Origin of the sequence: Hymenobacter tibetensis, from assembly GCF_022827545.1 — a bacterium.
GTDB lineage: Bacteria > Bacteroidota > Bacteroidia > Cytophagales > Hymenobacteraceae > Hymenobacter > Hymenobacter tibetensis.
This window is the reverse complement of sequence record NZ_CP094669.1, coordinates 1,997,625-2,015,090: the sequence shown is the minus strand read 5'-3', so window position 1 is coordinate 2,015,090 and position 17,466 is coordinate 1,997,625. Positions and strand designations below refer to the sequence as shown.

Below are 17,466 nucleotides of genomic sequence, written 5' to 3'. Positions count from 1 at the left end.
TGCCAACCTATTTACATCTGCGAGCCATCGTTCAGCACAAACGACTTCAGCAATACCAGCATGTCTTCGTCAATTTCGGGCAAGTGCGCATCAAGGAAAGAGGAGCGGTAGGGGTTGATGTACCCAGTAAGCCGCACAAAATCGTCTCCTGAAAGCTCCTGGAACCCCATTGACCAATCAGTGAAAAATCGTTTTTGGATATACCCATCGGCGAGGGTAATCACGCGGGTATGGCGGTAATCGACTTTAATTTTGGCGTAAATCTCCTGCACGACCTCCACCTCGCCCTCCAACACTTGTAAAAAGCTCCCGTGGCTGTAGAGTAGCAAGCCCGTAACACCCAAGGCTGCGTTGTTGATCCGTGCCTGCTTAAGTAGCGTCCGCAACTCGGAGGTGGCAGGTTGCCCTACAGCATAGCTTTGATACACAATATGATGCATACAAGAAACGAGAATAGTAGACAGCACCGTGACAAGGCAGTGCTACCATTGTATTTTCCTAATATTATATTTGCTTTGTGCTATAAATTTGAGCTTTAGCCCGCAATAAAACAAGCCCCGTCATGAATGCCTTTAGAGCAGCCATTAGCTAAAGTAAGATCGTGCGGCAAGCAACTGGCTGCCCTGGAGCCCTATTAGCCTAACACCACTTTCATATAGCCTTGCACTCAGCTGGGTTACTTTTTGGGGCCCGCCTTCCCTACCGTGTAATGCACTTCCACCGCCACTGGATAGTGGTCGGAAGGTGTTTTACCTGCGCCATACGTGTCGGTCAGGATACCGTAGCGAGTGGTTTTGAAAGCTGGACTCAGGAAAATATGGTCGATTCGGGCGTCGGTTTTCGCTTGTGGGTTGAATCCGTTGAAGGTTCCATTGGGTGCGTACACCACCTCGGCTTGCTGGTAAGCATCTTTCAGGCCGCCAGACGTGTTGAGGATGGTATAGCTCTCATCACGCTGGTCGATGTTGAAGTCGCCGGTTAGGAGAACGGGGGTTGTGGCAGCCATTGCCTTGACTTTGGCGAGTATCAGCTTTGCACTTTCCTTGCGGGCCTCCACCCCTACATGGTCGAAGTGGGTGTTGAACATGTAAAACGTGAAGCCGGTGTTTTTCTCTTGAAACTTCCCCCAAGTACACACCCGCGGCAACTGGGCATCCCAGCCTTTGCTAGGTACGGTGCTGGTCGGGGACAGCCAGAAGGTGCCTTGCTGGAGCAGATTGTACTTGTCTTTCTTGTAGAAGATGGCCGAAAACTCGCCGCCCTGCTTGCCATCGTCGCGGCCCACCCCAATGTGTTCGTAGCCGGGAAGTTTGCTGGCCATATCCTGCAACTGATTAGCCAATACCTCCTGAGTGCCTAGCACATCAAAATCCTGAAACCGAATCAGATTGGTTAAGTGAGGCAGGCGCTTCATCCAAGCGTTGGCCGTGTCCTGGACATTGTCATAGCGGATGTTGTAGGTGGCAACCTTCATGGTTTGGGCCGATGAGGGCAACGCAAGGGCCAGCAGCAGAAACACGACAACAACGTTCTTGACAACCATAGGAAATAGAAAGAGTGAAATAACAGGGCTTTGCTCCCGCCTCATGTGCAGTACACGCTAGTACAGCAGTGGCCGCACACAAAGCAGGACTCATTGCTACTACGTGTTATTGCAAGCGTGAGTGGTGCTGTTCAGTTAAGGAAGCTAAAAGACACGATCAGCAAAAGCTATTTGCCGCTTTGGGTCCCTACCCCACATGCTTATACCACTAGCGTACCAAAGCAGTTGCAGAGTGCAAAAAGCGCACTGATCATCCCTCTAAACCACCGCTGGGCCCCAACAAACAGTGGCCCCCTGCGCCGACTTCTCGACGCTAGGGGGCCACTGTTTGTTACGTGCATAAAACAGCCGAATAGTGACGTTCGGCGGTGGCACAGGCTTATTTTAAGGTGAAGTACAAGGCCGCCATTACTACGAGGCTAATCATGAATAAAGCGGTGAGCAGGTTGTCGCGCGAGGGAGTAGTTTGTGGTTGCATAGTGAGTGATTGTTACCACAAAGTTAATAGCCCGTTTTTGCTTGACTCAACAGTAGATGCACTTTTCAATGTTAAGTTTTCACCGGTTTGCTGTTGTCTACTACTGCATCCTGGCTTAACAACTTGGTGTAGTGCGGCCTACCTGCACTTACACGCCCAGCATAAAGCCCAGCAGCAGTGCTGAGCGTATTTCCACCGGCCCATTATAAGGGCCAGCTTGGTGCTGAAGTGCGCGCAACCTACAGGGTTTACGAAAACTTAACACCACTTTCTGATCTATATTCCTGATTGCCCGTATCGGACCGGGGCAGCTTTGCGCGGCTTTGTTTGCGGCTTTCTTTCCGATACCATGATTCGCTTTCCTAATTTTTTGCGTGTGTCGTTACTACTTATGCTCTTGTTAGTGGGGGCCGCAAACCGTCAGCCAGGCTTCTACCGGCAACCGATAAAAACCACGCTGCAGGCCCTCAAAAGCAGCTTAGCATACCAGCAAGCACCCTCCTTTTTTCCTAGATGATAACGGCTTTAGCAGGCTGCAACAAGCGAATGAAGCTCAACTGTTATAATAAATCTAAGATTTATTAGTCTATTCCGGGTTACCTCGCGTTGAAGTCCTGTATTAAGAAGCAGTTGCCTCTGGTATTAAGCCGATAAGCAACTTCCATTTCCACTCTTGTTCACCCATACCAACCAAAACAAACTTATGAAAAAGGCACTGTTCATGGCCCTAGCGGCCGCCTCGTTTACGTTTACTTCGTGCGGCAACAATGCAGGTGAAGGCAGCCAGGCTGGCGGCGAAACCAGCGACGCTTCCGGCACTTCAACCGAATCTTCCACTTCCGACGCCGGTACCGGCGGTGATGCCGGCACTGGCATGAGCGCCGACACCTCGATGACGGGTGCTGGTACTGCTTCTACGGGCGGCACGACGGGTGGTACCACTACTGGTGGCACTACTACCGGCGGCAGCACGGCTGGCACTGGCTCTACGGCTGGCGGCAGCACCGCTGGTGGCACTGGCACTACCGACGGCAGCACCACCGCTGGTGGCACTACGGCTGGCGGCAGCACGGCTGGCACTGGCTCTACCGCCGGTAGCGGTTCTACCACAGGCCAATAGTCTGCCCCCGACCCACAGCATTTTTTGCATGCTATTTAAAAAGCTCCCCACAACTGGGGAGCTTTTTTTGTTTGTGCATGGTGCCTTCCGCCGAGCACCGGAAATTAAACTCAACCGTAAGCTTCTACCCTGCAGCCTGATTCTCGTACTACTTTCTAAACCTACCTCCTCATTCAGCCGGACCTATATGAAACAAGTAGCTGCTGGCGTGCACCAGCTCACCATCCAACGGTTTGTTAACCTTTACTTTGTGGAAACCAGTACCCCTAGCGAGTGGGTGCTAGTGGATACCGGGCTGCCTGGTTCCGAAAAAGCTATTATTGCCGCGGCCGATGCGCTTTTTTATCCTGGCACGCGCCCGGCAGCTATTATTCTAACGCATGGGCACTTAGACCATTCCGGTTCGGCGTTGGCACTGGCCGAGCATTGGAAGGTGCCTGTGCTGGCGCATCCGCTGGAGTTGCCCTTCCTCACGGCCCGCGCCGTGTATCCGCCCGCCGACCCCACCGTGGACAACGGAGGTTCGCTGGCCTTTGTGTCTCGTTTCTTTCCTCCGCAGTCGTTTCAGCTAAGCAGCGTTGTGCAGGCTATTCCAGCTGATTCCGATACCGCTCCCTTCCTCCCCGATTGGCGTTTGCTGCATGTACCCGGCCACGCGCCCGGACAAATAGCGCTGTTTCGGGAGAAAGACGCCACGTTGCTAGGGGCTGATGCCTTTGCTACCACCAACCACGAGTCGGTGCCATCGGTGCTGCTGCAACTCCCGAAAGTGAGTGTGGCCGGCGCCCCGTTCAACTACAACTGGCAGCAGGTACGCGAGTCGGTGCAGAAGCTAGCGGCATTGCGGCCGGCGGCTATCGGCTGCGGCCATGGCCCTGCCATTCAAGGCGTTGAGGCTACCAACGGCCTCCAGCAGCTTGCCAACTTCTTCCCAATGCCGGCGCACGGCCGCTACGTCAATGACCCAGCCCGGCTCGATGAAAACGGTGTGGCCTACATTCCTCCGGCCCCGGAAGACTCTTTCCCGCAGCGCATCACCTTGGCTATTATGGGGGTAGGATTGCTGGCAGGAGTTGCCTTACTGATGCAGCGCCGCCGGCAGCACCGGAAGGAAGGGTATCCCACCACCGAGTACGTTTCGGCCCGACGCTTCACAGCAGGCCCGAAGTACAACGTGTAGCCCCTCAATCGTTGCCGATCAACTCAACCAAGATGTACGCAAGGTCGTTAGATCATTAAACACCTAGCTGCGTCCTAAGCTTGTTTTTAACCACAAACCCCACTCAACCAAGCACATTGTTGGTTGAGTGGGGTTTGTGGTTAAAAACAAGCTTGGATACAATCGTTAGGCGCGCAACCGTAATTGCCAATAAAATTAGAAGCTGGATGCTTATTTTAATTTAATAGTTTGTCAACTTAGTACAAATTACGTTGCCGCACGTCGCTCAAGGCTAAACTTATACATATTCGCATATGCATGGGTGGCATCTTATTGACATTCAACTTTATCTAATCTACTTATGCCTAAATCTATCCTACTTTTCTGCTTGCTCTTCATTCTGGCACCTAGCTCCATTCTGCAAGCACAAAATGGGCGTGACGTTTGGTATTTCGGTACCCGTGCATCATTGAAATTCACGCCTGGAGAGCCGGATCCTGCTCCAATAGCATTTAGCTCAATGAATACGTTTGAGGCTTGTGCCTCAATAGCTGATGATGACGGAAATCTTCTGTTTTATTCAGACGCTGAAAGTATTTGGCAGAAAAACCATAATCTAATGCCCAACGGCTTCCCCTTAGGGGGTAATTCCTCTGCTAGCCAAGGAGCGCTAATAGTGCGTGGCGTTGGCTCTACTCGGGATTACTATCTCTTTACGTTGGATTCCAAAGAAAACAATTTGCGTAATGGCTTTCGCTATTCGCTGATTGATATGCGGTTGGAGAACGGTTTGGGTGCTGTCACGAAGAGAGGCGTTCCTATACCCCTGCCAGAAGCGGTATTGCCAACCGAACACTTAACTGCTATTCCTCAAGACAATGGGCGCGATTACTGGATTATAGTGCACGGGTTTAATAACAATAAATTTTATGCGTTTGCTTTGACAGCTGATGGCTTATCATCAACCCCAGTTGTTAGCTCTGTAGGGCCTACATTTTCTGCTGCTACTACTGCTCAAACAGGAGTACTTCGCGGTTCTCCTGATGGCCGTCGGCTAGCAGTTACAATGCTTTTAGGTGGCGTACAACTTTTTGATTTCAATCCATCCACAGGCGAAGTGAGTAATGGGCTTGCTCTAATTACACCCTCAGATGGTGGTACGCTCAAGCAGAGTCGTTGTGTTGGGGTAGAATTCTCACCAGATGGCAGTTTGCTTTATACGCACGAGGGGGCCTCTGTTTTACAATTTGATGTTTTTTCCAACTCTGCTGAAACGATTCGGGCTTCCCGACGCGAACTAGGAATATTGGATGAGAATTATGTCGGTGATTTTCTGCGGGGTCCTAACGGAAAAATTTATATCGCCGTTTTCAACGCTCCCGGACTCAGAATATTAGAGAATTGTAATAGCATACGAAACGCTTACCTAGTACCTGGAACGAATTCGTTGTATTTATTCGCTAGGTCTCAATATGGATTGCCTGACTACATAGCCAACCCGATTTTAGAACCCAGTGTAGTGCAAGACGAATTTCAGATCACGGGAGAGCCTAGTTGCGCTGGCAGCCCTTCGCTGTTTAGCAGCTATGTACGTGGTACCAAACGCGTATTGCGAAATGTAACTTGGACGTTTTCACCTGATGCAACTGTATATACAGGGTCGCAAATTGCTCCAGTCTTTTTGCAGCCTGGAACACGTGAACTGCAAGCAACAGCCGAGTTTACTGATGGCAGCCGCATGGTGCAAACCCGACAAGTGACCATACCACCGAGCGCAACTGTACGGCTTCGAACTGAGACGCAAACGGGAACTTTGCTTTGTGGTGAGTCGGGTATTTTGCTTACTGCAGCAGCTAGCACAGAAGGCACGTTCAGTTGGGCCGATGGGGCCACTACGCAACCTACACGCCGGGTTAGCGAGCCGGGCACCTACCGCGTAACTTTTAAATCAGCCGGCGGCTGTACCGTCACCGATTCAGTTGTGGTGTCACAACCTCTAACAGCCTGCGATTTACCTAACATCATTACACCCAACGGAGACAATGAAAATCAACGCTTTGTAATGAAAGCTTTTCAGCCCAGCAACTGGTCTGTTGCAATATTCAATCGATGGGGTAAGCAAGTATATTATCAAGTCTCTTACCAAAATGACTGGCAGGCGGACGGCCAACCAGCCGGCATCTATTATTACATGTTACGCCACAAGAACACGCACGAGGAGCTGAAGGGCTGGGTTGAGGTTGTACGATAACGCTACTGCAGCTGACCGATATACTTCATGATGTATTCCCTTTTCTTGGAAGCGTTATTTCTTACCTAGATTCAACGCTTAGTGTCTTGCAATTTGCTTTATGGTGTGTCACCCCGCTTTTTGTTTGCTTCTTTCTTCTGTTTTTTTGCAGAGCTATGCATCAGTGTATGCTAAAGTTCATCTCGTGGCCAATGCTAGCGGAATCAACCAGTTCCTTGCTACACCTGACCCTAGGCAGAGAACCTCGTTTTTTGCCACCTATACGTATCTAACGTACGCTATATTAGATAAAGGTAGCGGCCCTACACCCATAGCGGCACGCGGCGTTGGTGGTACTCTCACGCTCAACCCCAATGGCACTTACCAGAAGCACCTAATCTTAACTGCCAACGGCAGTACCATACCTTTCGACCAAACCGGCCGCTTCACCTTCTCCGGCAACAAAATCAGCTTTTTCTACACTGATAAGAAAGGGGAATCTCGCACCGATCAAGGGTCTTTTCTACTGCGTAACAGACTGTTGACTCTCACCATTCAGGGATTTCCAGCAGGTAACTATAGCACTTACACGCTCCAAGCCCAGTGAGTATACAGGTAATTGGTTGGGCCCAAGCCCACAGTCTAGCCATATGATGGATAGCGCAGTAAGAAGTGGCTTGAAGGCACACTACCGGAGTATTACGTGTTTCCTCGGTCGCCATTGAAAGCTGTACTGCTGTAGCGGCTACTGCGTGGTGAAATTGCCTGAGACCCTAACGTACTAGCAACACCATTGCGCTCGGGTGGGCTTTCTGTTAACTTGCAGCCCCTTCGGCCCACCCCGCCGATCTGAAATCTCACTAACTCACTATTTCACCAACTCACCATAGATGGGACGCGCATTTGAATTCCGGAAAGGCCGCAAAATGAAGCGCTGGGACCGGATGTCCAAGGACTTCACCCGTATCGGCCGGGAAATTGTAATGGCCGTGAAAGAAGGCGGCACGAATCCGGACGCTAACTCCCGCCTGCGTACGGCGATGCAGAACGCCAAAGGCGTGAACATGCCCAAAGACCGGGTGGAATCCGCTATTAAGCGGGCCAGCAGCAAGGAAGAGAAGGACTACCAGGAAGTGGTATATGAAGGCTATGCACCCCACGGTGTGGCCGTGGTAATTGAAACCGCCACCGACAACCCGACCCGCACCGTAGCCAACGTGCGCATGTACTTCAACCGCGGCAACGGCGCCCTCGGTACCGCCGGCTCCTCGGACTATACCTTCACCCGCAAAGGCGTGTTCCGCCTCGCCGCCGAAGGCCTCGACCTCGACGAGCTAGAACTGGAACTGATTGACGCCGGCGCCGAAGACGTGTACGCCGACCAGGAAGAAGACGAGCAAGGCAACGTGAAGGACTTTATTGTGGTGGAAACCACTTTCCATGACTTCGGCCAGATGCAGAAGGCGTTGGAAGAAAAGAACCTGAACGTGGTATCGGCCCAGCTCCAGCGCGTGCCTAACACTACCGTCCACCTCGAAGGCGACCAGCTGGAAGAGGTAATGAACCTCATCGAGAAATTCGAAGAGGACGACGACGTACAGGCCGTGTACCACACGCTGGGCTAAAGCCCCACTTGTAGCAGTCGATTGGGTTATGAAGCGGGCCGCTCCAGTTGGGGTGGCCCGTTGCGTTAGCGTTGTTGCCTAAATCTAGGGCTGTAAGTGAATGCAACCTGCTGAACGTGTAGTGGCTCCTACTCCCACTGGCTAGTAGTACTGGCTTCTCTTTCACTTCCTTGCGACCCTTGCACATGAGATTTCTTGCCTTCATATCTGGTTTGCTACTACTGGCGGCTGGCGCATGCCAGAAAAAAGAAGTAGCTCCAGAGCAACCCGTGGCTCGGGTTACTGCCACGCTGCCCTTCGAAAACGACGATATTCGCCTTCGTGTGGTTGGTAATACTGTACCAAATTACAGCCGAGACCTGCATTTCTTCGATCAGACGACAGGGCTAGTTAGTACTGGCGATGGGAAAATCTACCGAACTACCGACCAGGGAAGCAGTTGGACATTGGTGTACAGCGCCCCTAGCTCCGACGTATACCTCAACCAAATTTTATTTACCAGCCGCACCACCGGCTACGTAGTGGGCGGCAATACCAGTTGCAACGGCAATGGGTGCGTGCCGCCCGGCGGGTTGGTGCTGAAAACTACTGATGGTGGTAGTACCTGGGCTATTGCTTACCGCAAGGCCAACCTCGAATTCGTTTCACTCGCTGTCAATGCTACGGGTGGCCTGTTTGCGGCTGCTAATGGCGCGGAGTCTGGCATTTGGCGGAGCAATGACGCTGGCGCCACCTGGACTCGTACTGAAAATGTTGCCAACAGCATGTCGAAGGTGGTTTTCAATGGCACGTCGGGCTTCTACACGGGGGGCGGTTCGCGCATCGCCCGTAGCACCGACGATGGTTCCAGCTGGCCTTACGCGGCAACCCTGACGTACAACTACGTCAATGACATGGCGTTCAGCGGCGGTACCGGCTACCACCTAAAAGGATACGGCCCTGCTCTGCGAAGCACCGACAACGGGACCAGTTGGGAGGAAGTGCTGTTGGCCTCCGGGCCAGTCTACAAAATCAACGCTCTCACGGCTACTTCCTGCCTGATATGGGGCGGTGGGCCGTACACTGGCGGCGACTTCGGTGTATATCAGGGTGCAGTCAGACAAACCAAAGACGGGGGACAGCACTGGTCGGATATCGAGTTAAGCGGCATCTATATGATTACTGTGGCAAACTTCTACTCCACCCAGGAGGGCTACGCTGTTAGCGGAAGCAAGCTGATCAGCGTGACCGTAAAGTAGTACACGCAGCATCCGGAAAGCGGTAGGCTTATGGAGCTCTAGCGGCCGGATGCTTTAGAAATGGCTCACTGCTGGAAGTGCTGAAAATCACTGGACAGTTGAAACACGCTGCGCGAAGTGCATACCGCCGCTGGGGCAACCGAAATACTTCAAACCAAAGAAGAAAGGGTGGCACCCAACGAAGCGGCCTGTTTCTCTTTAATTTGTTGCAAAGAGCACATAGCAGACGAGCCCCATGAATTTTGAATACAGTGAAGCTATCAACCCCTATTTAGAGGAAGCGAAATTCGATCAGGCTATACAGTTTGCCAAAAGCAAGCTCGCCGCTGTCCCAGCTTCTCCGTTTCATTCGGTGCTCGACAAGTCAATGCTTAGCCTAGCTGATGGCCTGTGCTCATGGATTGACGATTTTTATAATGCTATAGCCAGTAACTCATCTATCCAAGCGCTATACTTCGAGCTAACTGAGTTTGACATCAACACTGAGGTCTGGAGCATAGAGGGGTTTGCGTACGCGCAAGATGGTGGCCTCGAAGACCCCGAATGGCTGACAGATATAGCAGAAGATTGGATTGCCACTCCTGCCTTCGTTATTACTGGGTATGAAGAGTTGCAGCAAGCTTTCGAGGAGGATGCAGATGATGAGGAAGAAGCCAAGGACTGGTGCGAGCAACTCGTTATAGCTCAGTATATGCAGTTGGTCTATATTGCTCACCAAAGGGCACGGACCCAGAATCTACCTTGGGCAAAAATTTCAGTGTACTACACTGAGCATGGCTATGATTTCATTCTGCGCTCCGCTGGTAGCTGACAAGTTGAATCTTACGGCATAGAATACACTTTACCTGACAAGCAATAAACGGCTATCTTTTCTGCTGTTACTTACCTCTAGCCCGTACAAACCGTGTGCACGACTGCAGGAAGCCACTTATACTAGTATTGCTTATGACCCGCTTGCTGGTAGCGCTAAGTGTATGCTTGCTTATAGGATTGCCGGCCTTTGCCAAGGCACCCAACAACCTGCGGGCCTGCTGGAACCAGCAAGTCAGGCCTTTGCAGAACACTTACACTTCGTGGCGCTATCAGGAAACACTGAACAAGCTGGAACACAGCTTTCAACCGTGGCAGGCAACTACCTACACCGGCACGGGCCGGATATGGAGCAACGCCCGCAACTTTCTGAAAAGTGACACGCTGCACCAGGGCACCAAAACGTATTTCTCCCAAACCCACCTCACGCCCACCACGCTGCTCTTCCAAGATTACGGCGACAAGCAGCTGACGCGCGTCACGCAGGGCGACTTCCAGGAACAGCCCTTACAGGCTGCGCGCTACGAGCCGAGTACGCTGATTCAGTATTTTTTCGCCGCGAAAAGCACTCCCGAACCGGAAAGCACGCGGGAGCTAGTCGTGTACAAAGCCACTCTGCACCGTACTATCGTTCGGCTCTATATCCGCACGGCCGACAACCTGCTGAGTAAGGTAACCACCCTGCAAGACGACGACCTATTCGGGGATGTGCACACCACGTACACCTATGAAAATTACGCTGCCCTTGGCAAACTGACGTATCCGAAAACCGTTACCATCAGCAAAATAAACGGCAAGCTGACCGACAAAGTCATGATTACGGCGGCTACTTTGGTGTCGGCGGCACCTACTTTGCTTGCGCCCCCAGTGGGCTACACCCTGGCACCGGAAGTGGTAGCAAAGCCGGAAACTAGCGTGGAGCACTATAGCCCGCACTTGCATTTGATTGGACTTCCACACACGGATGACAAGGTGTTGCTAGTGGAATTCGACACGTTTTTGCTGGTGGCGGAAGCGCCGTTGAACAGCCAAAACGGCGAGCTGATTATTGCGGAAGCGCGCAAAATTGCACCGCGCAAGCCCATCCGCTACTTCGTGGCGGGCCACTACCATCCGCATTACTTAGGTGGCTTGCGGCCCTTCGTGCACCGGGGCGCCACCATCTTAACCACCGCCGCCGACGTGCCTTACGTGCAGTACCTGGCCGCCGCCCCCCACACCCTGCGGCCCGACAGTCTGCAACTGCAGCCCAAACTCCTGCAAACCGAGGAAATACAACACGTAAAGACTATTTCTGATGGGAAGTTCGAGATGCAGATTCACGTGATTGGCAGCAAGTCGCAGCACACCAACGACTACCTGATCTACTACTTCCCCAGCGAAAAACTATTGTTTGAAGACGACCTCGTGTGGATAGCTCGGCAGGGCGAAATCAAGAAAGCCAGCCCCCGGCAAGCGGGCTTATACCAGGCCGTGCAGGAGTTGGGTTTGCAAATTGATACCATTCTGCAGTCGTGGCCAGTGAAAGACTACGGAGTGAAAACGGTTATTCCGTTTCGTGACCTAGAGCAGTCGATGCAAGTGAAGTAGCTTTGGCGAAGCTACGAGGCGCAGCGGCCAACCGCTTGTCAGCCAATGAAAGTAGCCACAGGCCCACCCTTTCTCTTTGTTTCAACAGCTATGCCAACTCTCCCCTCTTGTAAGTGCGTGTTCTTGCTTCTGGCCGGTTTCTTCGCGGCCGCCTGCTCCACCCAGCCTAAGGAAGATACAGCTGCCTCTCCCCCCACTACCTATTTTCAGCGCACAGAAACGGGCGTACAGGACGGTGGGGTGCAGATGATACCCATCACGACGCCCAAGGGTACGTTCAACGTCTGGACTAAGCGCTTCGGCAACAACCTCAAGATGAAGGTGCTGCTGCTCAACGGCGGGCCAGGCGCCACCCACGAGTACTTCGAGTGCATGGAAAACTTCCTGCCGCAGGAAGGCATAGAGTTCATCTATTACGACCAGCTTGGCTGCGGCAACTCCGACAATCCCAAGGACACGGCCATGTGGAGCTTGCCGCGCTACGTAGAGGAAGTGGAACAGGTACGCAAAGCCCTCAACCTCACCAACGACAACTTTTACCTACTCGGGCACAGTTGGGGCGGCATCTTGGCCGCCGAATACGCCTTCAAATATCAGCAGAACCTGAAGGGCCTCGTCATCAGCAATATGATGATGAGCTGCCCCGAGTACGGCAAGTACGCCGAGCAAGTGTTGGCCAAGCAGATGAAGCCCGAAGTACTAGCTGAAATCCGGCAGATTGAGGCCCGCAAAGACTTCCAGAATCCGCGCTACATGGAGTTGCTCATGCCCAACTTCTACGCCGAGCACGTCCTGCGTCTACCCCTCGATAAGTGGCCTGAGCCCGTCAACCGCTCGTTCAGCAAAAGCAACCAGTCGCTTTACGTGACCATGCAGGGTCCTAGTGAGTTCGGCATTGCCGGCAAGCTCACCACCTGGGACCGGACTCCTGACCTACCGAAACTCTCCGTACCCGTTCTTAGCATCGGCGGCAAGTACGACACTATGGACCCCGAGCACATGCGCCGCATTGCTAGTCAGGTGCAGAACGGCACCGCCCTCATCTGCCCCAACGGCAGCCACATGAGCTTCTACGACGACCAGCAGACCTATATGAGCGGGCTAACGAAGTGGATAGTGAACGTAAACAAGGGCGAAAAGAAGGTTGCGTTGTAAAGCCTACTACCTAACGTACAATTTCACGAATGTCCATTCCCTACCGCACCCTATTTCTGCTCGAAGCCGACAACGCCTCCCTCTTCGAAATTAAGCGCCTCGACGTGCAGAGCGACAACCCCGGCGACGTATATTTCTGGCTGTATTTCAACAAGGATACGCAAGCGTTGCATCCGCTTACGTTCGTATCGATGAGTGCAGAAGCCGACAATCAGCAGCGCGAGTTCACACAAGGCAAGCTGCGCTTCAACGCCAGTGAAGGCACCTACACGCCCAAGCAAGCCGGCGCACCACTACACTTGCAACCCGTGACGCCCGCCACGCTGCCGGCAGAAGTGGAAACGGCGCTGTTTGCGTTTTTCAAGGCGGCTGGCGCGGCAGTTTAAGGTAACCGCTTGCTTCTGCCGTATCTTTGTGGCCCGCTTGCGTTGCTTACGTAAGCGGGCCATTTGGCTGTTGCTACAACCCTAGCAGCCAACAATCAGCAATCAACCACTACCTCATGTCAACTCGGCTCAATAAATACATCAGTGAAAGCGGCTTCTGCTCCCGGCGGGAGGCCGACAAGTTTATCGAGCAGGGGCGCGTGTTCGTGAACGGCAAGCGGGCCGAGGTAGGCGTGCAAGTCGGTGCCCGCGACAAAGTGGTGGTGAACGGCCACGCCATTGAGCCGCGGGCCGAGGAAGACGCCGTGTACATTGCCTTCAACAAGCCGCCGGGGGTCACCAGCACCACCGAGCGTGGCGTGAAAGGCAATATCATCGACTACATCAAGCACAGCGTCCGCATCTTCCCCATCGGCCGCCTCGATAAGGAGTCGCAGGGGTTGATTCTGCTCACCAGCAACGGCGACATCGTCAACAAGATTCTGCGGGCCGGCAACCGGCACGAGAAGGAATACATTGTGATGGTGGACAAGCCCATCACCGACCAGTTTATCGAGGCCATGGCTAATGGCGTGTCGATTTTGGGCGTGATGACGCAGAAGTGCGAGGTGAAGAAGGAAACCAACTACATTTTCCGCATCACGCTCATCCAGGGCATGAACCGCCAGATTCGGCGCATGTGCGAAGCATTTGGCTACGAGGTGGTGCAGTTGGAGCGCATCCGGGTGATGAACATCAACATCAAAGGCATCGGTATCGGCGACTGGCGCGAGCTAACTGAAAAGGAGCTGAAGGAACTGTTTGGCATGATTGAGCACTCCAGTGGCACCGACGATGGCTCGGTCCCACGCCGCCGCAAAACCGTGTCCACCGCCGAGCAATGGGCCGACCGGCCATCGCGCAAAACCTCGCGCCCGATGACCGGCCAGCCCGCTGTGGCACGCCCGGCCTCTGGCCCAGGCAACGAGGACGCACCTCGTAAGCCTAAAACTAAACTAGCGGGGGCTTGGGTGGAGAAACCCGCGGGTCGTAAGGCGGCAACGCCCCGCGGCTTGGCTTCTGCAGGCCGCGCCGCAGGCTCCGGACGCCCCACCGGCCAGCCTGGCGCCCGGCCCAACCGCCCGGCCGGTTCATCTAAAGGTCCCTCAAGTGGCACCAGCCGACCCAAGAACACCACCCGCGGCACCCGCGGCAGCGCCCGACCTGGCAAACGCTCTTAACTTCTTAACCACAACGAGCCGCTCCAATTAGGGCGGCTCGTTGCATGTTTAGCGTGCTGTAACAGGCCTTAGAATACAGTTAAAAGCTAGTTCCCTCCTCAGTAGAGGAGGGGCTAGGGATGGTTGAAAGGTTGGAGTTGGAAACCACTACTAGATGTCGTTCAACGGATGGTCAACCGCCCTTAGCCCCTCCTCAGCTGAGGGAAAATAGCACCTAGTCTTACCAATACCTTACTAAAATACGACTGTTTAAATATCTAATTTCAAAGCAAAGTATCGTTGATTTTATCTTGTCTGCAATCTGGCATATGACTACCTAATTTCATCTATAATAGCTAGTTATGCAATATTCAAGCTTGAATTAGCAAGCGGCACTCAAAACTGATTTCATAGTTTCAAAAGTCTAATCAAGACAGAAGTTTGGATACGGGGATGGTGGGGGTACCCGCTATGTTTGGCTTGTCGACCGGCTACTACCCGGCGCTTGTTTTCCACCAACCCTTTTCTACCGTGATGAACACCAAGCCCTCCAACGCATTCATTGCCGCCTCGTGGGTGGCGCTGCTAGCCGGAATGGCTGCCTTTATTGTTGGCCTATGGAACGCCCACATGGCGCTCAACGAAAAAGGCTACTACTTCACCGTGCTGCTATACGGTTTGTTCTCGGCAGTTTCGCTCCAAAAGACCGTGCGCGACCAAATGGAAGGCGTGCCGGTGACGGGCATCTACTACAGCCTGAGCTGGTTTTCCACTCTGATGTCGGTGGCCCTGCTAGTGGTAGGCCTCTGGAACGCCACCCTTGCGCTCAGCGAAAAAGGCTTCTATGGTATGTCGTTTTTGCTGGCACTGTTTGGGGCTATTGCCGTTCAGAAAAACACGCGGGACAGCCGTACCAACAGCAACCCGCTGTAAGAGCTACAGTAGAGCGAGAGTTACTTTATTGTTCCGACTTAGGGGCATCTAAGTGGAAGCCGTTCAATTATCTTGCTCAACTTCCTCTCGCCGCTTGATGCGCGGGATGGCGGAATGATAGGGCAAGAGTTAGCTTTGGCACCATTAGCCTCTTTTACGTATGGTGATGACGCCCAAACAACAGATGCTGGCTGGTGAGCTATACCAGGCCAACGACCCCGAGCTGGTAGCGGAACGCCTGCACGCCAAGACCCTGTGCCACCGCTATAACCAGGAGCCCGTGCAGCTGAACAAGCACGTACTAGCCGAGTTGCTTGGCTATGAAACCGACGCCCACATCGAGGCCCCGTTGCGCTGCGACTATGGTTACAACATCAAAGTAGGCCGGAATTTCTACGCCAACTACAACCTCACCATCCTCGACTGTGCCCCCGTCACCATCGGCGACAACGTGTTCATCGCGCCCAATGTGCTGCTTAGCACCGCCGGCCACCCCGTAGAGGTGGAACCACGCATAACCGGCTGGGAATACGCCCGCCCCATCACCATCGGCGACAACGTGTGGATAGGTGGTGGAGTAGTTATACTGCCCGGCGTAACGATTGGCGCGGGCACCACCATCGGGGCCGGTAGCGTAGTCACGCGCGACATTCCAGCTGGGGTGGTGGCCGTCGGGAATCCGTGCCGAGTGCTGCGGCCGGCAGAGAACCAGCAAAACAAGGCGTAACAAACCCAGTTCTTCATCGGTGCAAATCCGCTTCTCGCGTATCTTGCAGCCCGCCGTGCAGCGTCAGCGCCGGCGGGCTGCCCTTTTCAGGGTCTGTTTCCTGTCAATTCTTCACTGCCTACCCCTCCCCATATGCAGCTCCGTACCAACTGGACCCTCGAAGAAGTAAACGCCATTTATCACCAGCCCGTGCTGGAACTCGTGACGCAGGCCGCCGCTATTCATGCCCAAACCCAAGCCACTGGCGAAGTGCAGGTGTGCACCCTGCTGAGCGTGAAAACCGGCGGCTGCCCCGAAGACTGCGCCTATTGCCCCCAAGCCGCCCGCTACCATACCGGCGTGCAGGCGCACAAACTCCTCCCTGATGCTGAAGTGCTGGCCTCGGCCCAACGCGCCAAAGATTCGGGAAGCACCCGCTTCTGCATGGGCGCCGCGTGGCGTGAAATCCGCGACAACCGGGACTTCGACCGGGTGCTGGGCATGGTGGAGCAGGTGAACGGCCTCGGCCTGGAAGTGTGCTGCACCTTGGGCATGCTCAATGAGTACCAGGCCGAGCGCCTCAAGCAAGCCGGCCTCTACGCCTACAATCACAACCTCGACACCAGCCGCGAGCATTACGACGACATCATCACCACCCGCACCTACGATGACCGGCTGAACACGCTGGAGCACGTACGCAAAGCGGGTATTTCGGTGTGCTCCGGCGGTATCATCGGCCTCGGCGAAACCGACGAGGACCGGGTAGCCATGCTGCATACCCTGGCCACCCTCCCTGCTCACCCCGAGTCGGTGCCCGTGAATGCGCTGGTGCCCGTAGCGGGTACTCCTCTCGCCGACCAACCCCGCGTGAGCGTGTGGGAAATGCTGCGCATGATTGCCACAGCTCGTATTCTGATGCCGCACACCATGGTGCGCCTCTCCGCTGGCCGCCAGGAAATGCCCGTCACGGAGCAGGCCCTCTGCTTCCTAGCCGGCGCCAATTCCATCTTCAGCGGCGAAAAGCTGCTCACCACGCCCAACCCCGATTTCGACGCCGACAAGCAGATGTTTGCGCTGCTGGGGTTGAAGCCCCGCAAGTCGTTTAAAGACGTGCCGGAAGGAGCAGTGGTATTAGGCAAAGAGGTTCCCGTAGGCGCGTAGCTTTAAGGCTATTACAACACAGCTCCCCTCCTTATTTCCAGGAGGGGTGGCCGCAGACTGGGGTGGTTAACTAGAGCTAAAACTAGTTGTCGTTCAACGATTGAACCACCCCGGCCTGCGGCCACCCCTCTTG

At 53.9% G+C, this 17,466-nt stretch carries 16 protein-coding genes; 14 read left to right on the top strand and 2 right to left on the bottom strand.

Annotated features, from left to right (window positions below; all coding sequences use genetic code 11):
• Positions 1–11 precede the first annotated feature (11 nt).
• Together MTX78_RS07985 and MTX78_RS07980 are read right to left on the bottom strand one after the other, a co-directional pair.
• Complete coding sequence (locus tag MTX78_RS07985) at positions 12–440, bottom strand: BLUF domain-containing protein (RefSeq protein WP_243801512.1); 429 nt, start codon at positions 438–440, stop codon at positions 12–14.
• A gap of 236 nt (positions 441–676) precedes the next feature.
• Entirely contained in the window at positions 677–1,543 is an 867-nt protein-coding gene (locus MTX78_RS07980) for an endonuclease/exonuclease/phosphatase family protein (RefSeq protein ID WP_243801510.1), read from the bottom strand.
• 1,181 nt (positions 1,544–2,724) lie between these two features.
• Between MTX78_RS07980 and MTX78_RS07975 the strand changes: the two genes are divergently transcribed.
• From MTX78_RS07975 to bioB, 14 genes are all read left to right on the top strand, one after another.
• A complete protein-coding gene (locus MTX78_RS07975) occupies positions 2,725–3,141 on the top strand; it encodes a hypothetical protein (RefSeq protein WP_243801508.1) in 417 nt (138 codons plus the stop codon).
• A 187-nt stretch (positions 3,142–3,328) separates the two neighbouring features.
• Positions 3,329–4,321, top strand: a complete 993-nt coding sequence (locus MTX78_RS07970) for an MBL fold metallo-hydrolase (protein WP_243801507.1) — start codon at positions 3,329–3,331, stop codon at positions 4,319–4,321.
• Between the two features lie 340 nt (positions 4,322–4,661).
• On the top strand, positions 4,662–6,551 hold the full coding sequence (locus MTX78_RS07965) for a T9SS type B sorting domain-containing protein (protein ID WP_243801505.1): 1,890 nt from the start codon (positions 4,662–4,664) through the stop codon (positions 6,549–6,551).
• A gap of 184 nt (positions 6,552–6,735) precedes the next feature.
• Positions 6,736–7,137, top strand: a complete 402-nt coding sequence (locus tag MTX78_RS07960; protein ID WP_243801504.1) for a copper resistance protein NlpE — start codon at positions 6,736–6,738, stop codon at positions 7,135–7,137.
• Positions 7,138–7,420: 283 nt separating this feature from the next.
• On the top strand, positions 7,421–8,155 hold the full coding sequence (locus MTX78_RS07955) for a YebC/PmpR family DNA-binding transcriptional regulator (RefSeq protein ID WP_243801502.1): 735 nt from the start codon (positions 7,421–7,423) through the stop codon (positions 8,153–8,155).
• A gap of 185 nt (positions 8,156–8,340) precedes the next feature.
• Positions 8,341–9,393: a WD40/YVTN/BNR-like repeat-containing protein gene (locus tag MTX78_RS07950; RefSeq protein WP_243801500.1), complete on the top strand. Its 1,053-nt coding sequence runs from the start codon at positions 8,341–8,343 to the stop codon at positions 9,391–9,393.
• 235 nt (positions 9,394–9,628) lie between these two features.
• The gene (locus tag MTX78_RS07945) at positions 9,629–10,204 is read left to right on the top strand and encodes a hypothetical protein (RefSeq protein WP_243801499.1); all 576 of its coding nucleotides are present in this window, start codon (positions 9,629–9,631) and stop codon (positions 10,202–10,204) included.
• Positions 10,205–10,338: 134 nt separating this feature from the next.
• Positions 10,339–11,793 (top strand): MBL fold metallo-hydrolase, encoded by a 1,455-nt coding sequence (locus MTX78_RS07940; protein ID WP_243801497.1) that lies wholly within the window; start codon positions 10,339–10,341, stop codon positions 11,791–11,793.
• A gap of 90 nt (positions 11,794–11,883) precedes the next feature.
• Positions 11,884–12,948, top strand: a complete 1,065-nt coding sequence (locus MTX78_RS07935; protein WP_243801495.1) for a proline iminopeptidase-family hydrolase — start codon at positions 11,884–11,886, stop codon at positions 12,946–12,948.
• A gap of 29 nt (positions 12,949–12,977) precedes the next feature.
• On the top strand, positions 12,978–13,334 hold the full coding sequence (locus tag MTX78_RS07930; RefSeq protein WP_243801494.1) for a hypothetical protein: 357 nt from the start codon (positions 12,978–12,980) through the stop codon (positions 13,332–13,334).
• Positions 13,335–13,450: 116 nt separating this feature from the next.
• A complete protein-coding gene (gene rluF, locus MTX78_RS07925; RefSeq protein ID WP_243801492.1) occupies positions 13,451–14,554 on the top strand; it encodes a 23S rRNA pseudouridine(2604) synthase RluF in 1,104 nt (367 codons plus the stop codon).
• A gap of 513 nt (positions 14,555–15,067) precedes the next feature.
• The gene (gene yiaA / locus MTX78_RS07920; RefSeq protein ID WP_243801490.1) at positions 15,068–15,466 is read left to right on the top strand and encodes an inner membrane protein YiaA; all 399 of its coding nucleotides are present in this window, start codon (positions 15,068–15,070) and stop codon (positions 15,464–15,466) included.
• Between the two features lie 166 nt (positions 15,467–15,632).
• Positions 15,633–16,193, top strand: a complete 561-nt coding sequence (locus tag MTX78_RS07915; protein ID WP_317258938.1) for a sugar O-acetyltransferase — start codon at positions 15,633–15,635, stop codon at positions 16,191–16,193.
• Between the two features lie 132 nt (positions 16,194–16,325).
• Positions 16,326–17,333, top strand: coding sequence for a biotin synthase BioB (gene bioB, locus MTX78_RS07910; protein ID WP_243801488.1), 1,008 nt, complete (start codon positions 16,326–16,328; stop codon positions 17,331–17,333).
• Positions 17,334–17,466: the final 133 nt, after the last annotated feature.

Bases quoted from the DNA above. Each gene is read 5' to 3' on its own strand.
- MTX78_RS07985 (WP_243801512.1), bottom strand. From the start codon at position 440: ATGCATCATATTGTGTATCAAAGCTATGCTGTAGGGCAACCTGCCACC.
- MTX78_RS07980 (WP_243801510.1), bottom strand. From the start codon at position 1,543: ATGGTTGTCAAGAACGTTGTTGTCGTGTTTCTGCTGCTGGCCCTTGCG.
- MTX78_RS07975 (WP_243801508.1), top strand. From the start codon at position 2,725: ATGAAAAAGGCACTGTTCATGGCCCTAGCGGCCGCCTCGTTTACGTTT.
- MTX78_RS07970 (WP_243801507.1), top strand. From the start codon at position 3,329: ATGAAACAAGTAGCTGCTGGCGTGCACCAGCTCACCATCCAACGGTTT.
- MTX78_RS07965 (WP_243801505.1), top strand. From the start codon at position 4,662: ATGCCTAAATCTATCCTACTTTTCTGCTTGCTCTTCATTCTGGCACCT.
- MTX78_RS07955 (WP_243801502.1), top strand. From the start codon at position 7,421: ATGGGACGCGCATTTGAATTCCGGAAAGGCCGCAAAATGAAGCGCTGG.
- MTX78_RS07950 (WP_243801500.1), top strand. From the start codon at position 8,341: ATGAGATTTCTTGCCTTCATATCTGGTTTGCTACTACTGGCGGCTGGC.
- MTX78_RS07945 (WP_243801499.1), top strand. From the start codon at position 9,629: ATGAATTTTGAATACAGTGAAGCTATCAACCCCTATTTAGAGGAAGCG.
- MTX78_RS07940 (WP_243801497.1), top strand. From the start codon at position 10,339: ATGACCCGCTTGCTGGTAGCGCTAAGTGTATGCTTGCTTATAGGATTG.
- MTX78_RS07935 (WP_243801495.1), top strand. From the start codon at position 11,884: ATGCCAACTCTCCCCTCTTGTAAGTGCGTGTTCTTGCTTCTGGCCGGT.
- MTX78_RS07930 (WP_243801494.1), top strand. From the start codon at position 12,978: ATGTCCATTCCCTACCGCACCCTATTTCTGCTCGAAGCCGACAACGCC.
- rluF (WP_243801492.1), top strand. From the start codon at position 13,451: ATGTCAACTCGGCTCAATAAATACATCAGTGAAAGCGGCTTCTGCTCC.
- yiaA (WP_243801490.1), top strand. From the start codon at position 15,068: ATGAACACCAAGCCCTCCAACGCATTCATTGCCGCCTCGTGGGTGGCG.
- MTX78_RS07915 (WP_317258938.1), top strand. From the start codon at position 15,633: ATGACGCCCAAACAACAGATGCTGGCTGGTGAGCTATACCAGGCCAAC.
- bioB (WP_243801488.1), top strand. From the start codon at position 16,326: ATGCAGCTCCGTACCAACTGGACCCTCGAAGAAGTAAACGCCATTTAT.